Origin of the sequence: Nocardioides sp. Soil796, assembly GCF_001429525.1 — a bacterium.
Taxonomy (GTDB): domain Bacteria; phylum Actinomycetota; class Actinomycetes; order Propionibacteriales; family Nocardioidaceae; genus Nocardioides.
On the sequence record NZ_LMSQ01000017.1, the window covers coordinates 40348 to 58775 of the forward strand.

Annotated in this window: 14 protein-coding genes; 8 read left to right on the forward strand and 6 right to left on the reverse strand. The window is 70.8% G+C overall.

What is annotated here, in order from left to right:
* Positions 1 to 12 precede the first annotated feature (12 nt).
* The 6 genes from ASH02_RS07215 to ASH02_RS07240 all read right to left on the reverse strand — a co-directional run bounded on the left by ASH02_RS07215 (position 13) and on the right by ASH02_RS07240 (position 9558).
* A complete protein-coding gene (locus ASH02_RS07215; protein WP_056675610.1) occupies positions 13 to 1332 on the reverse strand; it encodes a guanine deaminase in 1320 nt (439 codons plus the stop codon).
* On the reverse strand, positions 1332 to 2186 hold the full coding sequence (gene xdhC / locus ASH02_RS07220; protein ID WP_235532471.1) for a xanthine dehydrogenase accessory protein XdhC: 855 nt from the start codon (positions 2184 to 2186) through the stop codon (positions 1332 to 1334). Before xdhC ends, ASH02_RS07215 begins: the two co-directional genes overlap by 1 nt.
* Positions 2187 to 2200: 14 nt before the next feature.
* Positions 2201 to 4501 (reverse strand): xanthine dehydrogenase molybdopterin binding subunit, encoded by a 2301-nt coding sequence (gene xdhB, locus ASH02_RS07225; protein ID WP_056675620.1) that lies wholly within the window; start codon positions 4499 to 4501, stop codon positions 2201 to 2203.
* Positions 4498 to 5967 (reverse strand): xanthine dehydrogenase small subunit, encoded by a 1470-nt coding sequence (locus ASH02_RS07230; protein ID WP_056675628.1) that lies wholly within the window; start codon positions 5965 to 5967, stop codon positions 4498 to 4500. Before ASH02_RS07230 ends, xdhB begins: the two co-directional genes overlap by 4 nt.
* An 11-nt stretch (positions 5968 to 5978) precedes the next feature.
* On the reverse strand, positions 5979 to 7898 hold the full coding sequence (uraD, locus tag ASH02_RS07235; RefSeq protein ID WP_200950146.1) for a 2-oxo-4-hydroxy-4-carboxy-5-ureidoimidazoline decarboxylase: 1920 nt from the start codon (positions 7896 to 7898) through the stop codon (positions 5979 to 5981).
* Between the two features lie 133 nt (positions 7899 to 8031).
* On the reverse strand, positions 8032 to 9558 hold the full coding sequence (locus tag ASH02_RS07240; RefSeq protein ID WP_056675643.1) for a PucR family transcriptional regulator: 1527 nt from the start codon (positions 9556 to 9558) through the stop codon (positions 8032 to 8034).
* A gap of 119 nt (positions 9559 to 9677) precedes the next feature.
* Between ASH02_RS07240 and ASH02_RS07245 the strand changes: the two genes are divergently transcribed.
* Genes ASH02_RS07245 through ASH02_RS07280 form a run of 8 tightly spaced genes read left to right on the forward strand, consistent with a single transcriptional unit; the run spans position 9678 to position 18280 of the window.
* The gene (locus ASH02_RS07245) at positions 9678 to 10511 is read left to right on the forward strand and encodes a hydroxypyruvate isomerase family protein (protein ID WP_056675651.1); all 834 of its coding nucleotides are present in this window, start codon (positions 9678 to 9680) and stop codon (positions 10509 to 10511) included.
* 20 nt (positions 10512 to 10531) lie between these two features.
* Positions 10532 to 11434: a 2-hydroxy-3-oxopropionate reductase gene (locus ASH02_RS07250; RefSeq protein ID WP_056675656.1), complete on the forward strand. Its 903-nt coding sequence runs from the start codon at positions 10532 to 10534 to the stop codon at positions 11432 to 11434.
* A gap of 1 nt (position 11435) precedes the next feature.
* A complete protein-coding gene (gene gcl, locus ASH02_RS07255; protein ID WP_056675660.1) occupies positions 11436 to 13211 on the forward strand; it encodes a glyoxylate carboligase in 1776 nt (591 codons plus the stop codon).
* Between the two features lie 11 nt (positions 13212 to 13222).
* The gene (locus ASH02_RS07260; protein ID WP_082563472.1) at positions 13223 to 14404 is read left to right on the forward strand and encodes a glycerate kinase; all 1182 of its coding nucleotides are present in this window, start codon (positions 13223 to 13225) and stop codon (positions 14402 to 14404) included.
* 59 nt (positions 14405 to 14463) lie between these two features.
* Positions 14464 to 15339, forward strand: a complete 876-nt coding sequence (locus ASH02_RS07265) for a fumarylacetoacetate hydrolase family protein (RefSeq protein WP_056675665.1) — start codon at positions 14464 to 14466, stop codon at positions 15337 to 15339.
* Positions 15340 to 15346: 7 nt separating this feature from the next.
* A complete protein-coding gene (gene allB, locus ASH02_RS07270) occupies positions 15347 to 16720 on the forward strand; it encodes an allantoinase AllB (RefSeq protein WP_056675672.1) in 1374 nt (457 codons plus the stop codon).
* A complete protein-coding gene (locus tag ASH02_RS07275; RefSeq protein ID WP_056675680.1) occupies positions 16717 to 17559 on the forward strand; it encodes a bifunctional allantoicase/(S)-ureidoglycine aminohydrolase in 843 nt (280 codons plus the stop codon). The genes allB and ASH02_RS07275 overlap by 4 nt, the downstream gene beginning before the upstream one ends.
* Before the next feature lie 16 nt (positions 17560 to 17575).
* Positions 17576 to 18280, forward strand: coding sequence for an SDR family oxidoreductase (locus tag ASH02_RS07280; protein ID WP_056675687.1), 705 nt, complete (start codon positions 17576 to 17578; stop codon positions 18278 to 18280).
* Positions 18281 to 18428 lie beyond the last annotated feature (148 nt).

Consider the following 18428-nt stretch of genomic DNA (forward strand, 5'->3'; position numbering starts at 1 on the left):
AGGCTCCGCGACCTACTCGACCAGCGAGAGAACGCTTGCCTGGTCGGAGTCCTCGGAGCTGACCAGGTCGCCGTCGACCCAGACGGTTCGGACGTCGGCGGGGGTGCCGAGGGCGAAGGTGCGGGCCAGGGCCTCGGCGGCGTCGGAGGCATGTGCGAGGCCGACGTCCAGCGTTGATCCTTCGGCAGGGCAGAGCCACTGGGCGTCGAAGCGCTTGCCGACCGAGAAGTCGCCGACTTCGTCCAGGCCGAGGGCGGCAGCGCCGGCGCTGGTCGCCAGATGGAGCAGGTGGGCGGCGGTGAGCGGATGGCCGAGCTCGCCGAGCAGCTGCTGGGCGAAGTAGGCCTGCAGGCCTTCCTTCAGCAAGGAGAACCCGGTGCCGGCGCCAACGTCGGACCCGAGCGCCACCCGGACTCCCGCAGAGAGATGGCGGGCCAGCGGGAAGAGCCCGCTCCCCAAGGCCGCGTTCGACGTCGGGCAGTGCGCCACGGCCGCGCCCCGTGAGGCCAGCACTGCGAGCTCGGGGTCGGTCGCGTGGACGTTGTGCGCGAGGACGGTGCGGGGTCCGACGAGGCCGTGCTTGTCGTAGGTGTCGACGTACGAACTGCCGCCGAAGAGCTCGCCGACCGCCGCGATCTCACACGGGTTCTCGTTCACGTGAGAGGTGAGCATCGCGCCGGGCACCTCGGACAGGACGGCACCGCACGCAGCCAGCAGATCGTCCGTCGAGGAGAGGGAGAAACGCGGGGTCACGGCGTAGCGGTTGCGGCCAACACCGTGCCAACGCCCAGCCAGGGCTAGCGATTCGGCGTACGCGCGCTCCGGCGTCGTGTGCAACGGGGGGAGCAGGCGACGGTCGCCGACCACGAGTCCGCTTGTGACCCGCACGCCGACCCGCGAGGCCTCGGTGAACAGGGCGTCGACGGCAGGGGCGTTGTGGGCGCCGAAGACCAGGGCGCTCGTCGTGCCTGCGGCGACCAGGCCGCGCACGAAGTCGGAAGCGACGCCGACGGCGTAGGGCAGGTCAGCCATCCGCGCCTCCTCAGGGAGCGCGCACTGGTCGAGCCAGTCGAGCAACGGCATGCCCAGCGCACCGATGACCCGCGCCTGCGGGAAGTGGACGTGGGTGTCGACGAAGCCGGGCAGCACCAGGCCACCGCTGAGGTCGACGACGTCCTCGCCGGGGTGCTGGCGGCGGAGGTCGGCGTACGGTCCGCGGGCGACGATCACGCCGTCCTGCACCAGCAGGGCGCCGTCGCTGTCGGCGCGCAGTGCGCCGCCGGCGAACGGGTCGTCGGGGGTGTCGAGGAAGGTTCCCCGGAAGAGCGTCATCAGGAGACCTCATGGTTCGTGGGTACGTCGGCGGCAGGTGCCTGGTCGGCGTGGTCAGTGGGTACGTCGGCGGCGAAGAGCTGCAGCAGCCAGGCCGCGACGCTCACCGCGATGGTGGCGGGGACCTTGCCGGTCAGCTCGGACAGGCCGATGGGAGTGGTGATGCGGGCGATCGCTTCGGGGGAGTGGCCCTCGTCGGCGAGCTTCTTGCGGAATCGCGCCCACTTGGCGCTGGAGCCGATCAGGCCGATGGTGGCCAGCCGGTCGCTGCGCAGGGCGGCGTCGCACAGGGCGGCGTCCTCCGCGTGGTCGTGGGTCATCACGAGCATGTGGGTGCCGTGGGGCAGTTCACCGACGACCAGCTCGGGCAGCACCGGGACCTGGTGCACGTGCACGTTGGCGACCGCGTCGTCGAACGAGGACAGTCGCTCGGCGGTCAGCTGGTCGGCACGGGAGTCGACCAGGTGCAGCTCGACGTCGTGCCGGGAAAGGATGCGCGCGAGCTCAAGGCCGACATGGCCCATGCCGAAGATCGCGACTGACGGTACGACGGCCAGCGGCTCGAGCAGCAGGTCGACCTCACCGCCGCAGCACTGGACGCCGTGCTGGAACGGCGCCTTGTCGGACAACGCGATCTCCAAGCCCTCCGGCTCGGCGACACCGTCGGCGATCATCACCCGGGCCCGCTCGACGGCGACCGCCTCGAGGTTGCCGCCGCCGACGGTGTCCCAGGTCTGGTCGGCCGAGACGACCATCTTGGCGCCGGCCTCGCGCGGTGAGTGGCCGCGCACGGCGGTGATCGTGACGAGGACGCCTGGCTGCCGCTGCTCGCGGAGCCGTTGCACTGCTCGCATCCACTGCATCTCGGTCACACCCCACCCAGCTCGGCGAGGGCGGAGTCGCGGGCGACGTCGCGGGCCGGGCCGCTTGCCGGGTCGGCGGGCAGCGAGGAGCGCGCCGACTCGAGAGCCCAGTAGACCGCCTCGGGCGTCGCGGGGGAGGCCAGCTCGACGCTGGTCCCGGCCGGCCCGAATGCGGCGGCGGCCTGGCGCAGCGCCTCGCGCACGGAGAACGCCAACATCAACGGCGGCTCACCGACGGCCTTGGAGCCGTAGACCGCGCCGTCCTCGTGGGCCTTCTCGAGCAGCTTCACGTTGAGGACCTCGGGCATCTCCGAGAAGCTCGGCAGCTTGTAGGTGCTGGCCGCCTGGGTCGCCAGCCGGCCCCGGTTCGGGCCGTCGGACTCGTCCCAACGGAGGTCCTCGAGGGTCAGCCAGCCGGCCCCCTGCACGAAGCCGCCCTCGATCTGGCCGATGTCGATCAGCGGCGACAGGCTGTCGCCGACGTCGTGCACGATGTCGACCCGGCGCAGCGTGTAGGAGCCGTCGAACCCGTTGACCTCCACCTCTGCCGCCGCGACGCCGTACGCGAAATACTTGAACGGCGTGCCGCGCATCGCGGCGGCGTCCCAGTGCAACCCCTCGGTCTTGTAGAAGCCCGCGGCCCAGAGCTGGACGCGCTGGAAGTAGGCCTTGTGCACCAGCTCCTCCCAGGTGAGGCCATCGCTCTCGACCTCGGCGAGACGGGCCTTGATCTGCTCGCAGGCGTTCTTGATCGCGGCGCCGTTCAGGTCGGCACCGGAGCTCGCCGCGGTCGCGGAGGTATTGGGCACCTTGTCGGTGCGGGTCGGCGCGAGCCGGACCCGAGAGAGGGGTACGCCGAGCGTGGTCGCCGCGACCTGCAGCATCTTGGTGTGCAGGCCCTGGCCCATCTCGGTGCCGCCGTGGTTGATCAGCACCGAGCCGTCCTTGTAGACGTGCACCAGCGCACCTGCCTGGTTGAACGCGGTCAGGTTGAACGAGATGCCGAACTTGACCGGGGTCAGCGCGAGACCTCGTCGGGCGTCGGGGTGGCTGGCGTTGAACTGCTCGATCTCGGCCTGCCGGCGGGCGACGTCACCGTTCGCGAGCACCTGGCTCCAGCAGGCTTCGAGCCGCTCGGCGTGCCGCACCTCCTGGCCGTACGGCGTGTCCTGGCCGGGCTCGTAGAAGTTGCGGTGCCGCAGCTCGCTCGCGTCGACGCCGAGCATGGGAGCGCACCGGCCGAGGATGTCCTCGATCACGAGCATCCCCTGTGGCCCGCCGAAGCCGCGGAACGCGGTCTGCGAGGTCTTGTGGGTCTTCGCGATCCGACCGTCGACGCGGAGGTTGGGGATCCAGTAGGCGTTGTCGATGTGGCACATCGCGCGCGCCAGGACCGGCTCGGAGAGGTCGAGGCTCCAGCCGCCGTCGGCGGTCAGCGTCGCGTCGAGCGCGACGATCCTGCCGGCACTGTCGAAGCCGACCCGCCACGAGGAGTGGAAGCCGTGCCGCTTGCCGGTCATGGTCATGTCCTGCGTGCGGTTGAGGCGGAGCCGGACCGGGCGACCGGTGAGCCGCGCGCCGAGGGCGGCGATCGCGGCGAACCCGTGCGGCTGCATCTCCTTGCCGCCGAACGCGCCGCCCATGCGCAGGCACTGGACGGTCACCTCGTGGCTCGGCACACCGAGGACGTGCGCCACGATCTCCTGGGTCTCGGACGGGTGCTGGGTGCTGCTCTGCACGAACACCTGCCCGCCCTCGTCGACCAGCGCCAGCGACACGTGGGTCTCTAGGTAGAAGTGCTCCTGCCCGGCGAACTCGAACTCACCCGAGAAGACGTGCTCCGCCGTGGCGAACGCGCCCTCGGCGTCGCCGCGGGCCAGGTGCGGGGTCGCGCCCTGGAAGCTGTCGGCGTCGATCGCGTCGCGGACGCTGACCAATGAGGGGAGCGGCTCGTAGTCGACCGCGACGGCCAGGGCGCCCAGGCGTGCTGCTTCCAGCGTCTCGCCGAGCACCCAGCACAGTGCGTGCCCGTGGAACATCGCCTCGGAGGGAAACAGTGGCTCGTCGTGCTTCACCCCGGCGTCGTTCACCCCCGGGACGTCGTCGGCGGTGAGCACCCGGACCACACCCGGAACGGCGTACGCCGGTGCCACGTCGAGCGCGGTGATGCGCGCATGCGTGTGCGGGGACTGGACCGGCCACGCGTGCAGGACGTCCTTGGTGCGGAACACCAGGTCGTCGGTGTAGAGCGCCTCGCCGGTCACGTGCAGTGACGCGCTCTCGTGGGGAAGGGGTTCGCCGATCATGCGATCGCCTCCTGTCGGTGGGCGGCGTACAGCCGGAGCAGGGACTGGCCGAGCATCGCCGAGCGGTACGACGCGCTGGCCCGGTGGTCGTCCATCGGGGTTCCTTCGCCGGCCATCACCGCGGCGGCCTCGCGGACCGTCTGCTCGGTCCACGGGCGACCGACCAGGGCGGCCTCCGTGGCACTGGCGCGCAGCGGCGTCGCGGCGACTCCGCCGAGCCCGATGCGAGCGCGGATCACGCTGCCGTCGATGACGTCGAGGGCGAACCCGACGGCCACACTGGAGATGTCGTCGAAGCGGCGCTTGGCGATCTTGTGGAACGCGGTCACCGGCGACAGCGGCAGCGGGAAGCGTACGGCGCGGATCAGCTCACCCGGCTCCTTCAACGTCGTCCGGTAGCCGGTGAAGTAGTCGGCCAGCGGCACCACCCGGTCGCCCCGGGGCGACGACAGCACCAGCGACGCGTCGAGGGCCAGAAGCGCGGGGGGTGTGTCACCGATCGGCGAGCCGGTGCCGAGGTTGCCGCCGATGGTCGCTCCGTTGCGGATGAGGCGCGAGGCGAACTGCGGGAACATCTCGGCCAGCAGCGGCACACGGCCCTCGAGCAGTCGCTCGATCTCGCTGAGGGTGAGGCCGGCGCCGAGGACCACCTCGTCGTCCCCGAACGAGAACTCGCGCAGCTCGGGCAGCCGGTCGACCGCGACGACGTACGGCGCACGCACGCCACGGATGTTGACCTCGACCCCGAAGTCGGTGCAGCCGGCGACCACCTGCGCCTCGGGGTTCTCGGCGAGCAGATCGAGAGCCTCGGCGAGGTCGGTGGGCCGGCGGAACTCTGCGCCGTCCACGCTCAGCACCGTGGCCACGGCCGCCGGCGGAGGTGCGGAGGTGCGGGCGGCGAACGTGTCGCCTGCCGCCGGGGCACCGAGGGCGTCGGCGGCGTCCTTGATCGGTCGGTAGCCAGTGCACCGGCAGAGGTTGCCGCTGAGCGCGTGCAGGTCGAAGCCGTTGGCGCCGTGCTCGTGGTCGCCTGCCGAGCCGTTGCCGTTGCCGTCGGTCGAGGGTGCCGCGCCTGCCGAGACCCGGCCGGGGCGGTAGTACTCCGCCGCCATGCTGCACACGAAGCCCGGCGTGCAGTAGCCACACTGGGAGCCGCCGCGCACCGCCATCTCCCGCTGCACGGGGTGCAGCGAGTCGCACGAGCCGAGGCCCTCGGAGGTGACCAGCTCCTGGCCGTCGAGTGCGGCGACCGGCACGAGGCAGGCGTTGACCGCGACCCACTCGGTCGGGGTGTCGGCGCCGGGCCGGGCGACCAGCACCGAGCAGGCACCGCACTCGCCCTCGGCGCAGCCCTCCTTCGCGCCGGTCAGGCCGCGGCTGCGCAGCCAGTCGAGCGTCGTGGTGTGCGCGGCGACGTCGGTGACCTCGGTCGCCTCGCCGTTCACGGTGATGGTCGATGACTCCATGGCTGGTCTCCTCATCCCTTGTTCACCATTCTGCTCCGCGCACTGTGAATCGGGTTGGCAACTTGGAGGAAGTCGTCGAACCGGTAGCCCGCGATCTTCGCGATCTCGAGCAGCGCGGCCGCGTGCTCCTGGGTCTCGCAGTTGGTCAGCCGGGAGCGGCCCTCCTCCAGGATCCGCTCGAAGGAGTAGGCGTCGCGGACCGAGATGATCAGCGGGAATCCGAACCGTTCGGAGTACTCCGACGTGATCGCGGTCAGCACGTCCTGCTCGGGCTCGGCCAGGTGGGTCAGGCCGCGGGTGGACTGGTCGCGCAGCGACGCCTCGCCGCTGAGGCCGTCGGAGACCAGCTTCGAGCCGAGGGCCGGGTAGGACTCGATCAGCTGGCGCTGCTCGTCCTTCGAGCCCGAGAACAGCACTTCCTGGAAGGAGCGGCGCAGCGCGTGGGTGTCGTGGAACGGGCGCAGGTCGTAGGCCCGCTCGACGGCCCAGCGCGGGCCCTGGAACAGGGGAGCGAAGGTCTCGACGAACTCGGCACGGGTCATCTTGTTGACCTGGTCGAGGCGGACCGAGTCGCCGGGTTGGCCGGCCACGGCCGGGCCGAAGTCCTTGCCGATGTGGTGGAAGACGATGTTGAGCACGATCGCGGTCAGGCTGCCCAGAGTGATGCCGCTGCCGAGGATGATCTCGGCCCAGTTCGGGACGGCCTGTGCGACCTGCGGCTGGGCGGTGACGAACATGGCCAGGCCGATGCTGGTCGCCACGATCACCACGTTGCGGTGGTCGTGGAAGTCGACCTTGCCCAGGGTCTGGAAGCCGACCACGGCCACGGTGGCGAACATCGCGATCGCGGCGCCGCCGAGGACGGGGTGCGGGATGCCGGCGACGACCGCACCGGCCTTGGGGATCAGGCCGAGCAGGATCATGATCGCGCCAGCGGCCGCGACGACGTACCGGCTCTTGATGCGGGTCAGCCGGACCAGGCCGACGTTCTCCGCGAAGCAGGTGTAGGGGAACGAGTTGAGCACGCCGCCGAGGGTGGTGGAGAGTCCGTCGGCACGCAGGGCCCGGGCGACGTCGTCGCGGTCGATCCGCTTCTCGACGATCTCACCGGTGGCGAACACGTCGCCGGTGGTCTCGACGGCGGTGATCAGCATGACCACGATCATCGAGACGATGGCGGCGAAGGAGAACTGCGGCCAGCCGAAGTAGAACGGGGTGGTCGCGCCGACCCAGGCTGAGTCGTTGACTGAGCCGAAGTGGGCGTCGCCCAGCATCCAGGCCACGGCCGTGCCGGCGACCAGGCCGACCAGGACGGCGACCGTGGCCATGAAGCCCTTGAAGACGCGCTGGATCAGGACGATCAGGGCCAGGGTGCCGAGGGCGTAGGCCAGGTTCTTGCCGCTGGTCGGGTCGGAGGTCGGGCCGGCACCACCGGTGGCGTCCGCGGCCGCGACCGGCAGCAGTGCCAGACCGATGATGGTGATCACCGAGCCGGTCACGACCGGCGGGAAGAAGCGGATCAGCTTGCTGAACCACGGGGCGATGGCGAAGGTGAAGAGGCCGGCCACGATCACCGCGCCGTAGATCACCAGCAGGCCGTCGGTGCCGCCCCCGGCAGCCAGGCCGATCGCGATCATCGGCGAGACCGCCGTGAACGTGACGCCCTGCAACAGCGGGAGTCGTACGCCGACCTTCCAGAAGCCGACCGACTGGATGATCGAGGCGATGCCGCAGGTGAGCAGGTCGGCGTTGATCAGGTGGATCAGCTGCTCGGTGCTGAGGCCGATCGAGTTCGCCAGCAGGATCGGCACGATCACCGCTCCGGCGTAGAACGCGAGCACGTGTTGCGTGCCGTAGACCGCGAGCTTGCCGACCGGGAGGACCTCGTCCACGGGATGTACGGCGGTACGGGGGCTGCGAGATCGTTTCACTGGTGTCTCCTCGGGGGCATGACTGCGTGGCATGTCTTTGTGACCTGCACAACAGCATCCGCTCGCGGCGGTCCCAGCGGCACCCGACGAACCTCCGAAGGTGGTGCGTGTGGAGGCCCTCGTCGTTGTGCGATCACCCAAGCGACTCCAGGGCGAGGAAGACGTCGACCCGGTCGTCGAGGCGGGACAGGTCGCGGCCGGTCAGCTCCTGCACCTTCTCGATCCGGTAGCGAACCGTGTTGACGTGCAGGTGCAACGACTCCGCCGTACGCGCCCAGGAGCCCGAGCAGGACAGGAACTCGCCGAGCGTGCCGATCAGCTCGCCGTTGGTGCGCCGGTCGTGCTCGAGCACCGCGCCGAGGACCCGCTGCGCGTAGGAGCGGCGTACGTCGTCGGGGACGCAGGCCAGCAGCAGCACGTGGGACGCGACCTCGTCGGAGCCCACCACCGAGACCGGTGCACTGCCGGAGCGGGCCACCCGGTGGGCGAACCGCGCCTCCTCGAGCGCCCCGGTGATCGCGTCGGTGCGGGCCTCGCCGCTCAGGCCGACGGCCAGGTGACCGCGACCGGTGCCCGGGGCCAGCCGGGCGAACGACGTGCGCAACCGGTCGGTGAGGTCGGGGGCGGAGGGGAGGATCCCGACCAGGCGGCCGTCCCGGCCCGGCGCCACGACCGGCGAGCCGCCGACCGACAGTGCGACGTCCTCGAACAGCAGAAGGGCGGAGTCGTCGGGGGCGTCGCCGTCGAGGTCGAGTACGACGAGGGTCACCGGGCCGTCGGGGTCGAGGCCGGCCTGGCGCAGCCGTACGGCGATCTCGGCGTACGGCGCCCCGCCCTCGACGAGCGCCAGCACGTCGGCGGACGTCGGCCGCAGCGCGCGCACGCCCTCGTCACGGCGTGACCGGTCGAGGGCCGCGATCGAGCAGAGCTCCTGCACTGCCTCGACGTGGTCGCGCGGCCACTGCTCGTGGTCGCCGTCGACGGCGACCAGCCAGGAGGTGAGTCGGTTGCCGAGGCCGGGGCCGACCGGGAACAGACTGTACGTCGAGTCGTCGTCGCGGGCCACGGCCGGCAGCCGGTCGGCGGCGAGGAAGCCCCGGACCAGCGCGTCGAGCGTGGTGGGGCCCAGCGGGCCGGGTCCCTCCGCGACGTGCCGCCCCGTGGTGGTGAGGACCCGGCAGGGCCGGTCGACCTCCGCCGAGACCCGGGCGGCGAGCTCGTCGAGGCTGCGGCCGTCGGCGAGCGAGGAGACCAGTTGGCGCTGGCGTGAGAGCCGGGCTCCGCTGACCGCCGAGCGGGTCGCGGAGACGTGCTCGGTGATGTCGGCGAAGGCCACCTCGATCGGGACCTCGATGAGGGTGCACGCGTGCCGGCGGCAGGCCTCGACCAGGTCGTCGGGCACGGCACCCAGGAGCGCGTCGCCGGCGAGCACCGTGGTCGCCCCGCGGGAGGCGACCGAAGCCACGAAGGTCTCGCTGTCATCAGGCGTGCGGCGCCAGGCCAGCCCGGTCATCACCAGCTCGCCACCGGTCAGGTAACGACCCGGCTCGAGCAGGTCCGTGGTGATCACGCGGCCGACCGGACGACCCAGCGATCCGGGGGACTCGTGCAGCACGCGCAGCCCCAGACCGGGGGCGGCGAGCAGCTCCGAGAGCAACATGTGCGGCTCCTTCCTGAGTGGAACGTACAGGTTGACGTGACTGGGGTCACGCCCTACAGTGATTCCGAAGTACAGAAGTAATCTTCCGCAATGCGAAATACGGAATACGAGGAACCCTCATGGACCACACCCTGCGCTACGAGGTGAACTGCTCGATCCTGTTCACCGAACTTCCCCTGCTCGAGCGCCCCGCCGCGGTCAGGGCGGCCGGCTTCGACGCGGTCGAGTTCTGGTGGCCCTTCGCCGAGGCCGTGCCCACGGACCGGGACGTCGACGCCTTCGTCGGTGCCATCCAGGACGCCGGCGTGCAGCTCGTCGGTCTCAACTTCTTCGCCGGCGACATGCCCGGCGGCGACCGCGGCCTGGTCTCCTGGCCGGCCCGCTCCGCGGAGTTCCGCGACAACATCGACGTCACCGTCGGCATCGGCGAGCGACTCGGCTGCAGGGCCTTCAACGCCCTCTACGGCAACCGCGTCGACGGGGTCTCCGCCGACGAGCAGGACGAGATCGGCGCCGAGAGCCTCGCACTCGCGGCCCGTGTCGCGGACCGCATCGGCGGCACCGTCCTGGTCGAGCCGGTCAGCGGCACCCCGACGTACCCGCTGAAGACGGCCGCCGACGCCCTCGCGGTCATCGACCGGGTCCGCACGCGCCACGACGTCACCAACGTCGGCCTGCTTGCCGACCTCTACCACCTGGCCGTCAACGGCGACGACGTCGACCGGGTGATCGCGGACCACGTCGACCGGGTCGCCCACGTGCAGATCGCCGACGCACCCGGCCGCAACGAGCCGGGCACCGGCGACCTTCCGCTGATGCGCCAGCTCGCCGCCCTCGAGGCCGGCGGCTACACCGGCTGGGTCGGCCTCGAGTACAAGCCGTCCACCACCTCGGTCGACAGCTTCGGCTGGCTTTCCCGCGAGCGCCGTACGTCGGCCGCCGCCGCCCACTGAAACGAAGAGGAGCCACACCAATGACGAACATCGCCTTCATCGGACTCGGCATCATGGGCAGCCCCATGGCCGTCCACCTGGCCAACGCCGGCCACTCGGTCGCGGGCTACAACCGCACCCCGGACAAGGCCAAGCCGCTCGTCGACGCCGGCGGCCGCGCCGCGGAGTCGATCGCCGACGCCGTGCGCGACGCCGACATCGTGTGCGTGATGGTGCCGGACTCGCCGGACGTCACCGACGTGCTCGCCGGCGACGGCAACGTCTTTGCCAGCGCCAAGGCGGGCGCGCTGATCATCGACTTCTCCAGCATCCGCCCCGACGTCACCGTCGAGCTCGCGAAGCAGGCGCAGGACAACGGGTTCCGGCTCGTCGACGCCCCGGTGTCCGGTGGCGAGGCCGGCGCGGTCAACGCCGCCCTGTCGATCATGGTCGGCGGTGCGGCCGACGACTTCGAGGCCGCCAAGCCGGTCTTCGACGCGGTCGGCAAGACCATCGTCCACGTCGGCCCGAGCGGCTCCGGCCAGACCGTCAAGGCGGCCAACCAGCTCATCGTCGCCGCCAACATCCAGGCCCTGTCGGAGGCCGTGGTCTTCCTCGAGGCCTACGGGGTCGATACCAAGGCCGCCCTCGAGGTGCTCGGCGGCGGACTGGCCGGCTCCAAGGTGCTGGACCAGAAGAAGGAGAACATGCTGTCCCGCTCCTTCGAGCCCGGCTTCCGGATCGCCCTGCACCACAAGGACATGGGCATCGTCACCAGCGCCGCCCGCGAGGCCGGTGTCGTCGTACCCCTCGGCTCGCTCGTCGCCCAGCTGATGGGCAGCGCCCTCGCCAACGGCGACGGCGCCCTGGACCACTCCGGCCTGCTGCGAGGCGTCGAGCGCCTCAGTGGCACCGAGACCTCGACCACCCAGAAGGAGAACTGACATGGCACGCATGCGCGCGGTCGACGCCGCCGTCCTGATCCTGGAGAAGGAAGGGGCCACCCAGCTGTTCGGCCTCCCCGGTGCCGCGATCAACCCGTTCTACAGCGCCCTGCGCGCACACGGCGGGCTCAAGCACGTGCTGGCCCGCCACGTCGAGGCTGCCTCGCACATGGCCGAGGGCTACACCCGGGCCGCGGCCGGAAACATCGGAGTCTGCATCGGTACGTCGGGCCCGGCCGGCACCGACATGATCACCGGCCTCTACTCCGCGTCCGCCGACTCGATCCCGATCCTCTGCATCACCGGACAGGCGCCGGTGGCCAAGCTGCACAAGGAGGACTTCCAGGCGGTCGACATCGCCTCCATCGCCAAGCCGGTCTCCAAGTGGGCGGTCACGGTCATGGAGGCCGCGCAGGTGCCGGGCACCTTCCAGAAGGCGTTCCAGATCATGCGCGAAGGACGTCCGGGCCCGGTCCTGGTCGACCTGCCGATCGACGTCCAGATGGCCGAGATCGACTTCGACATCGACACCTACGAACCGCTCCCGGTCAGTCGCCCCGCGGCGACCCGCGCCCAGGCCGAGAAGGCACTGGCCATGCTCAACGCGGCCGAACGCCCGCTGATCGTCGCCGGCGGCGGCATCATCAACGCCGACGCGTCCGACCTGCTGGTCGAGTTCGCCGAGACCACCGGTGTGCCGGTCGTGCCGACCCTGATGGGCTGGGGCACGATCCCCGACGACCACCCGCTGACCGCGGGCATGGTCGGCCTGCAGACCTCGCACCGCTACGGCAACGCGACCATGCTGGCCAGCGACTTCGTGATCGGCATCGGCAACCGGTGGGCCAATCGCCACACCGGCAGCGTCGAAACCTACACGCAGGGCCGCACGTTCGTGCACGTCGACATCGACCCGACCCAGATCGGTCGCGTCTTCGGGGCCGACTACGGCATCGTCTCCGACGCCAGGGCCGCGCTCGAGGTCTTCGTCGAGGTGGCGAAGGAGTGGGCGGCACAGGGCAAGCTGGCCGACCGCACCACCTGGGCCGGCGAGTGTGCCGAGCGCAAGCGGACGCTGCAGCGCAGGACCGACTTCGAGAACGTGCCGGTCAAGCCGCAACGTGTCTACCAGGACATGAACAAGGCCTTCGGTCCCGAGACCCGCTACGTCTCCACGATCGGCCTGTCCCAGATCCAGGCCGCGCAGCTGCTCCACGTCTACAAGCCGCGCAACTGGATCAACGCCGGCCAGGCCGGCCCCCTGGGCTGGACCGTTCCCGCCGCCCTCGGCGTCGCGGCCGCCGACCCCGAGGCCACCGTGGTCGCGCTGTCCGGCGACTACGACTTCCAGTTCCTGATCGAGGAGCTCGCGGTCGGTGCGCAGTTCCACCTGCCCTACATCCACGTCGTGGTGAACAACTCGTACCTGGGCCTGATCCGTCAGGCACAGCGTGGCTTCGAGATGGACTACCACGTCCAGCTGTCGTTCGAGAACGTCAACAGCCCCGAGCTCAACGGCTACGGCGTCGACCACGTCAAGGTCGCCGAGGGCCTGGGCTGCAAGGCGATCCGCGTCTTCGAGCCCGACGAGATCCTGCCGGCGCTCGAACAGGCCAAGAAGCTTATGGTCGAGTTCGAGGTCCCGGTCGTGGTCGAGGTCATCATGGAGCGCATCACGAACGTGTCCATGGGGCTCGAGATCGACAACGTCGTCGAGTTCGAGGAGCTGGCCGAACGCGGCGAGCACGCGCCCACCGCGATCACTCCGCTGGACTGAGTGGACTCTCGATGCCCAGGGTCCTGATCGCCTCCGACAAGTTCAAGGGGTCGCTCACCGCCGCCGAGGTTGCGGCGGCGGTGGGCTCCGGCGTACGTCGTGCCCGGCCGGACGTCGACGTCGACTCCGTGCCGGTCGCGGACGGGGGAGACGGGACCCTGGCGGCCGCGCTCGCGGCCGGTTTCGCGAACATCCCGGTGACCGCCACCGGCCCGACCGGTGAGCCGGTCGACACGGCCTACGCGCGCCGCGACGACGTGGCCGTCGTCGAGCTGGCCGACGTGTCCGGCCTGGTCCGGCTGCCGTCGGACCAGGCCCCCATGACGGCCGGCACCCTGGGCGCCGGTGAGGTCATCGCCGCCGCGATCGCCGACGGCTGCCGACGCATCGTGGTCGGCATCGGCGGCAGCGCCAGCACGGACGGGGGCGCCGGGCTGTTGCAGGGCCTCGGCGCGCGTCTCCTGGACGGCGCCGGTCGGCCGATCGGGTCCGGGGGAGCGGCCCTCGCCGATCTCGAGTCGCTCGACCTCGCCGACCTGCGCGCGCGGACCGACGGAGTGGAGTTCGTGGTCGCCTGCGACGTGGACAACCCGCTCACCGGGCCCGTCGGCGCGGCCGCGACCTACGGCCCGCAGAAGGGAGCCGGTCCCGGCCAGGTGATCGACCTCGACGACGCGCTCAGCCACTGGGCCGACGTCGTGGCCACCACCACCGGCACCGACCTCCGGGAGGCCGCCGGAGCCGGGGCCGCCGGTGGTGTGGGCTTCGCCGCCCTGGCCCTGCTCGGTGCCGAGCTCCGGCCCGGCATCGACCTGGTGCTCGATCTCGTCGGCTTTCACGAACGGCTGGCCGGCGTCGATCTGGTGATCACCGGTGAGGGCGCACTCGACGCCCAGACCCTGCACGGCAAGGCACCCGCGGGAGTGGCCGAGGCCGCCGGGGCGTTGGGCATCGCGGTCGTCGCCGTGTGTGGCGTCAACCGGCTCGACGCCGCGCGGTTGAACACGGCCGGCATCGAGGCGGCGTACGCCCTCACCGATCTCGAACCCGACGTCAGTCGCTGCATGAGCGACGGCGTCCCCCTGCTCGAACGACTGGGCCAGCAGATCGCTGAGACCCACCTGGTGGGGACCACCGGAAGCTCGTCGTGTGTCGCGACGAACTTGCGGCGACACCCACTCGCCATGAACTGAGGAGACCCCATGAGTGCTGACCAAGCACCCCCTTTCGTCATCGCCGACGGCGGTGAGGCATGAAGCTGCTCCGGGTCGGCGCGATCGGCCGCGAGCGCCCGGCAGCCCTCGACGCGAGCGGCCTGCTGCGGGACCTGAGCTCGGTCGCCGACGACATCGACGCCCGGCTGCTCACCGATCCGGTGCGGATGGCGGCTACACGACAGGCGGTGCACGCCTGCGCGCTGCCGGTCCTGCCACCCGGACTCAGGCTGGGCGCACCCGTGGCCCGTCCAGGCAAGGTGGTCGGGATCGGGCTGAACTACAAGGACCACGCCCTCGAGACCGGCGCGTCGATCCCGGACGAGCCGGTGGTGTTCCTCAAGCCGGGGACCTCGGTGTGCGGCCCGGCCGACACGATCGCCTTGCCCGCGGGCAGCACCACGACCGACCACGAGGTCGAGCTCGGGGTGGTGATGGGCGCTCGCCTGTCGCGCTGTCACGACCCTTCCGCCGCGCTCGCCGCGGTCGGCGGCTACGTCACCGCCGACGACGTCTCCGAACGCTCGCGCATCGCCGCGGGGCCGACCTGGGCCAAGGGCAAGTGCGCGGACACCTTCACCCCGATCGGGCCGTGGCTGGTGACGCCCGACGAGGTGGGCGACCCGCAGGCGCTGACGCTGACCCTCACGGTCAACGACGAGGTGCGCCAGTCCGGCACCACCTCCTTGATGGCGTACGGCGTCGGCGAGCTGCTGGCCTACGTCTCGACCCTGATGACCCTCGAGCCGGGGGATCTGGTGCTGACCGGAACCCCCGGGGGAGTCGCCGCCGGCCGCCCTGAGCCCAAGCCTTATCTCCGGGACGGCGACGTGGTCGAGGCCGAGGTCATCGGTCTGGGGCGACAGCGCACCCCGGTTTCGGGGATCCACGACGCATCTCTGGAACTACAGTGAGGTCTTGATGAGTACAGAAGTCGAAGCACAGGTCAACGAGCCCTGCGACCTGGTGATCCGTGCCAGCCGTGTGGTGAGCACGTCTGGGGAGGTGGGCCGTCTCATCGGCGTCAAGGACGGCAGGATCGTCGCGATCGAGCCGCTCGACTCCGAGCTCGACGGTGCCGAGCTCCTCGAGCTGGCCGACGACGAGGTGCTGATGCCCGGCCTGGTCGACTCGCACGTGCACGTGAACGACCCGGGGCGCACCGAGTGGGAGGGCTTCACGTCCGCCACCCGGGCCGCCGCCGCCGGCGGCGTCACCACGATCGTCGACATGCCGCTCAACAGCATTCCGCCGACCTGCGACGTCCCGGCCCTCGAGCTCAAGCGCAAGACTGCGGAGAGCCAGGCCTTCGTCGACGTCGGCTTCTGGGGTGGCGCCATCCCAGGCAACGTGCCCGACCTGCGGCCGTTGTACGACGCCGGAGTGTTCGGCTTCAAGTGCTTCCTCCTGCACTCGGGCGTCGACGAGTTCCCGCACCTCGACCCCGACCAGCTCGAGGAGGCGATGCGCGAGCTGCGCTCCTTCGACGGGCTGATGATCGTGCACGCAGAGGACACCCACGCGATCGAGCGGGCGCCGACCGCCCACGGTGAGACGTACGACGACTTCCTGCACAGCCGACCGCGTGGCGCGGAGAACCTCGCCGTCGCGCAGGTGATCGAGCTGGCCCGCTGGACAGGTTGCCGGGTGCACATCCTGCACGTGTCGAGCTCCGACGTGCTGCCGATGCTGGCCAGCGCGCGACGCGAGGGCGTCCAGATCACCGCCGAGACCTGCCCGCACTACCTGACCTTCTCGTCCGAGGAGGTCCCCGACGGCGCCACGCAGTTCAAGTGCTGCCCGCCGATCCGCGAGGCGGCCAACAGGGAGCTGCTCTGGGAGGGTCTGCGCGAGGGCGTGATCGACATGGTCGTGACCGACCACTCGCCGTCAACTGTCGACCTCAAGTGCCTCGACACGGGCGACTTCGGGGTCGCCTGGGGCGGGATCTCCTCGCTCCAGCTCGGCCTGTCGGCGGTCTGGACCGAGGCCCGCCGTCGCGGCTTCACCCTGGTCGACGTGGCCCGCTGGATGTGCCAGGCCCCGGCCCGGCAGACGGGCCTGCGGAGCAAGGGCCGGATCGAGATCGGCTACGACGCCGACTTCGCCGTCTTCGCGCCGGACGACGCGTTCGTCGTCGACGTCGACAAGCTGCACCACAAGAACGCCATCACGCCGTACGCCGGTCGCCCGCTGGCCGGTGTCGTCCGCAGCACCTGGCTGCGCGGTCGGCGCATCGACATCACCGAGCAGGCCGAGCCCCAGGGCCGCCTGCTGACCCGAGGAGGAGCATGACCACCCCAGCATCGCCGCGCTACTACGCCCCGAAGGGCGGGCACCCGGCCCAGAGCGAGCTCACCACCGACCGGGCGACCTTCACCGAGGCGTACGCCGTCCTCCCGCGCGGCACGATGCGCGACATCGTGACCAGCAACCTGCCGTTCTGGGAGAACACCCGGCTCTGGGTGATCGCCCGGCCGCTGTCCGGCTTCTCCGAGACGTTCTCGCAGTACATCGTCGAGGTCTCGCCGGGAGGTGGCAGCGACAAGCCGGAGCTCGACGAGGGCGCGGAGGGCGTGGTCTTCGTGGTCGAGGGCGACCTGGTCCTCGACCTCGAGGGGGAGAAGCACGACCTCGGGCCCGGTGGCTACGCGTTCCTGCCGCCCGGCTCGGCCTGGACCCTGCACAACACCAGCGACGCCACCGCCACCTTCCACTGGATCCGCAAGGCCTACCAGTTCGTCGACGGCATCGACGTGCCCGAGGCGTTCGTGACCAACGAGGTCGACGTCGAGGCCGGCGAGATGCCCGGCACCAACGGTGCGTGGTCGACCCAGCGGTTCGCCGACCCGACCGACGTCCGCCACGACATGCACGTCAACATCGTCAACTTCGAGCCGGGCGGCTCGATCCCGTTCCCGGAGACCCATGTCATGGAGCACGGGCTCTACGTGCTCGAGGGCAAGGCGATGTACCTGTTGAACAACGACTGGGTCGAGGTGCAGGAGGGCGACTTCATGTGGCTGCGCGCCTTCTGCCCGCAGGCCTGCTACGCCGGCGGCCCCGGTCGGTTCCGCTACCTGCTCTACAAGGACGTCAACCGGCACGCCAAGCTGAGCCGTCAGTTCGTGTGACGGCGTTGGCCCTCTGATGCCTGTTGCCGTCGTCACCGGAGCCGGCTCCGGCCTGGGTCGTGCCATCGCGCACGGCCTGGCCGGGGCCGGCTTCACGGTCGCCCTGCTGGGTCGTCGTGCCGACGCGCTCGAGGAGACCGCCGAGTCGATCGCTGACGCCCTCGTGCTGCCGACTGACGTCACGGTGCCCTCGAGTGTCGACACGGCCTTCGCCGCGGTGGTCGACGCCTGGGGTCGGGTCGACGTGCTCGTCAACAATGCCGGCACCTTCGGCCCGAAGGGCGAGGTCGACGAGATCGCCGTGGACGACTGGCTCGACACCGTCTCGGTGAACCTGACCGGCGCTTTCCTCTGTGCCCGTGCGGCCTTCGGGCAGATGAAGCGCCAGGACCCGCGAGGCGGCCGGATCATCAACAACGGGTCGATCTCCGCACACACGCCGCGGCCGGGGAGTGCGGCGTACACCTCCACCAAGCACGCGATGACCGGCCTGACCAAGGCGCTGGCCCTGGACGGGCGCGCCCACGACATCGCGGTCGGTCAGATCGACATCGGCAATGCCGCGACCGAGATGACCTCGGGCTTCGGGCAGACCGAGCCGACGTTCGACCCCCGCCACGTGGCGGACGCCGTCGTCGCGATGGCGCGGCTCCCACTGGGAGTCAGCGTGCCCGCCATGACGATCCTCGCGACGGGCATGCCCTACGCCGGTCGCGGCTGAACAGCTCGTCCGCAGCGGCCGTCAGGCGCCGTGCTGTGCTGTGCTGTGCCGCTTGTCCGGGTCGGCGAGAAGTTCGTCGCACGCTGGGCCGATTGGCCTCAACTACCCAGGGCAGAACGAGCCGGTCGGCCCGGCAGACGCAGTGGTC

Bases quoted from the DNA above. Each gene is read 5' to 3' on its own strand.
- ASH02_RS07280 (WP_056675687.1), top strand. From the start codon at position 17,576: ATGCCTGTTGCCGTCGTCACCGGAGCCGGCTCCGGCCTGGGTCGTGCC.
- ASH02_RS07260 (WP_082563472.1), top strand. From the start codon at position 13,223: ATGCCCAGGGTCCTGATCGCCTCCGACAAGTTCAAGGGGTCGCTCACC.
- ASH02_RS07275 (WP_056675680.1), top strand. From the start codon at position 16,717: ATGACCACCCCAGCATCGCCGCGCTACTACGCCCCGAAGGGCGGGCAC.
- allB (WP_056675672.1), top strand. From the start codon at position 15,347: ATGAGTACAGAAGTCGAAGCACAGGTCAACGAGCCCTGCGACCTGGTG.
- ASH02_RS07250 (WP_056675656.1), top strand. From the start codon at position 10,532: ATGACGAACATCGCCTTCATCGGACTCGGCATCATGGGCAGCCCCATG.
- xdhC (WP_235532471.1), bottom strand. From the start codon at position 2,186: ATGCGAGCAGTGCAACGGCTCCGCGAGCAGCGGCAGCCAGGCGTCCTC.
- xdhB (WP_056675620.1), bottom strand. From the start codon at position 4,501: ATGATCGGCGAACCCCTTCCCCACGAGAGCGCGTCACTGCACGTGACC.
- ASH02_RS07230 (WP_056675628.1), bottom strand. From the start codon at position 5,967: ATGGAGTCATCGACCATCACCGTGAACGGCGAGGCGACCGAGGTCACC.
- ASH02_RS07265 (WP_056675665.1), top strand. From the start codon at position 14,464: ATGAAGCTGCTCCGGGTCGGCGCGATCGGCCGCGAGCGCCCGGCAGCC.
- ASH02_RS07215 (WP_056675610.1), bottom strand. From the start codon at position 1,332: ATGACGCTCTTCCGGGGAACCTTCCTCGACACCCCCGACGACCCGTTC.
- ASH02_RS07240 (WP_056675643.1), bottom strand. From the start codon at position 9,558: ATGTTGCTCTCGGAGCTGCTCGCCGCCCCCGGTCTGGGGCTGCGCGTG.
- gcl (WP_056675660.1), top strand. From the start codon at position 11,436: ATGGCACGCATGCGCGCGGTCGACGCCGCCGTCCTGATCCTGGAGAAG.
- ASH02_RS07245 (WP_056675651.1), top strand. From the start codon at position 9,678: ATGGACCACACCCTGCGCTACGAGGTGAACTGCTCGATCCTGTTCACC.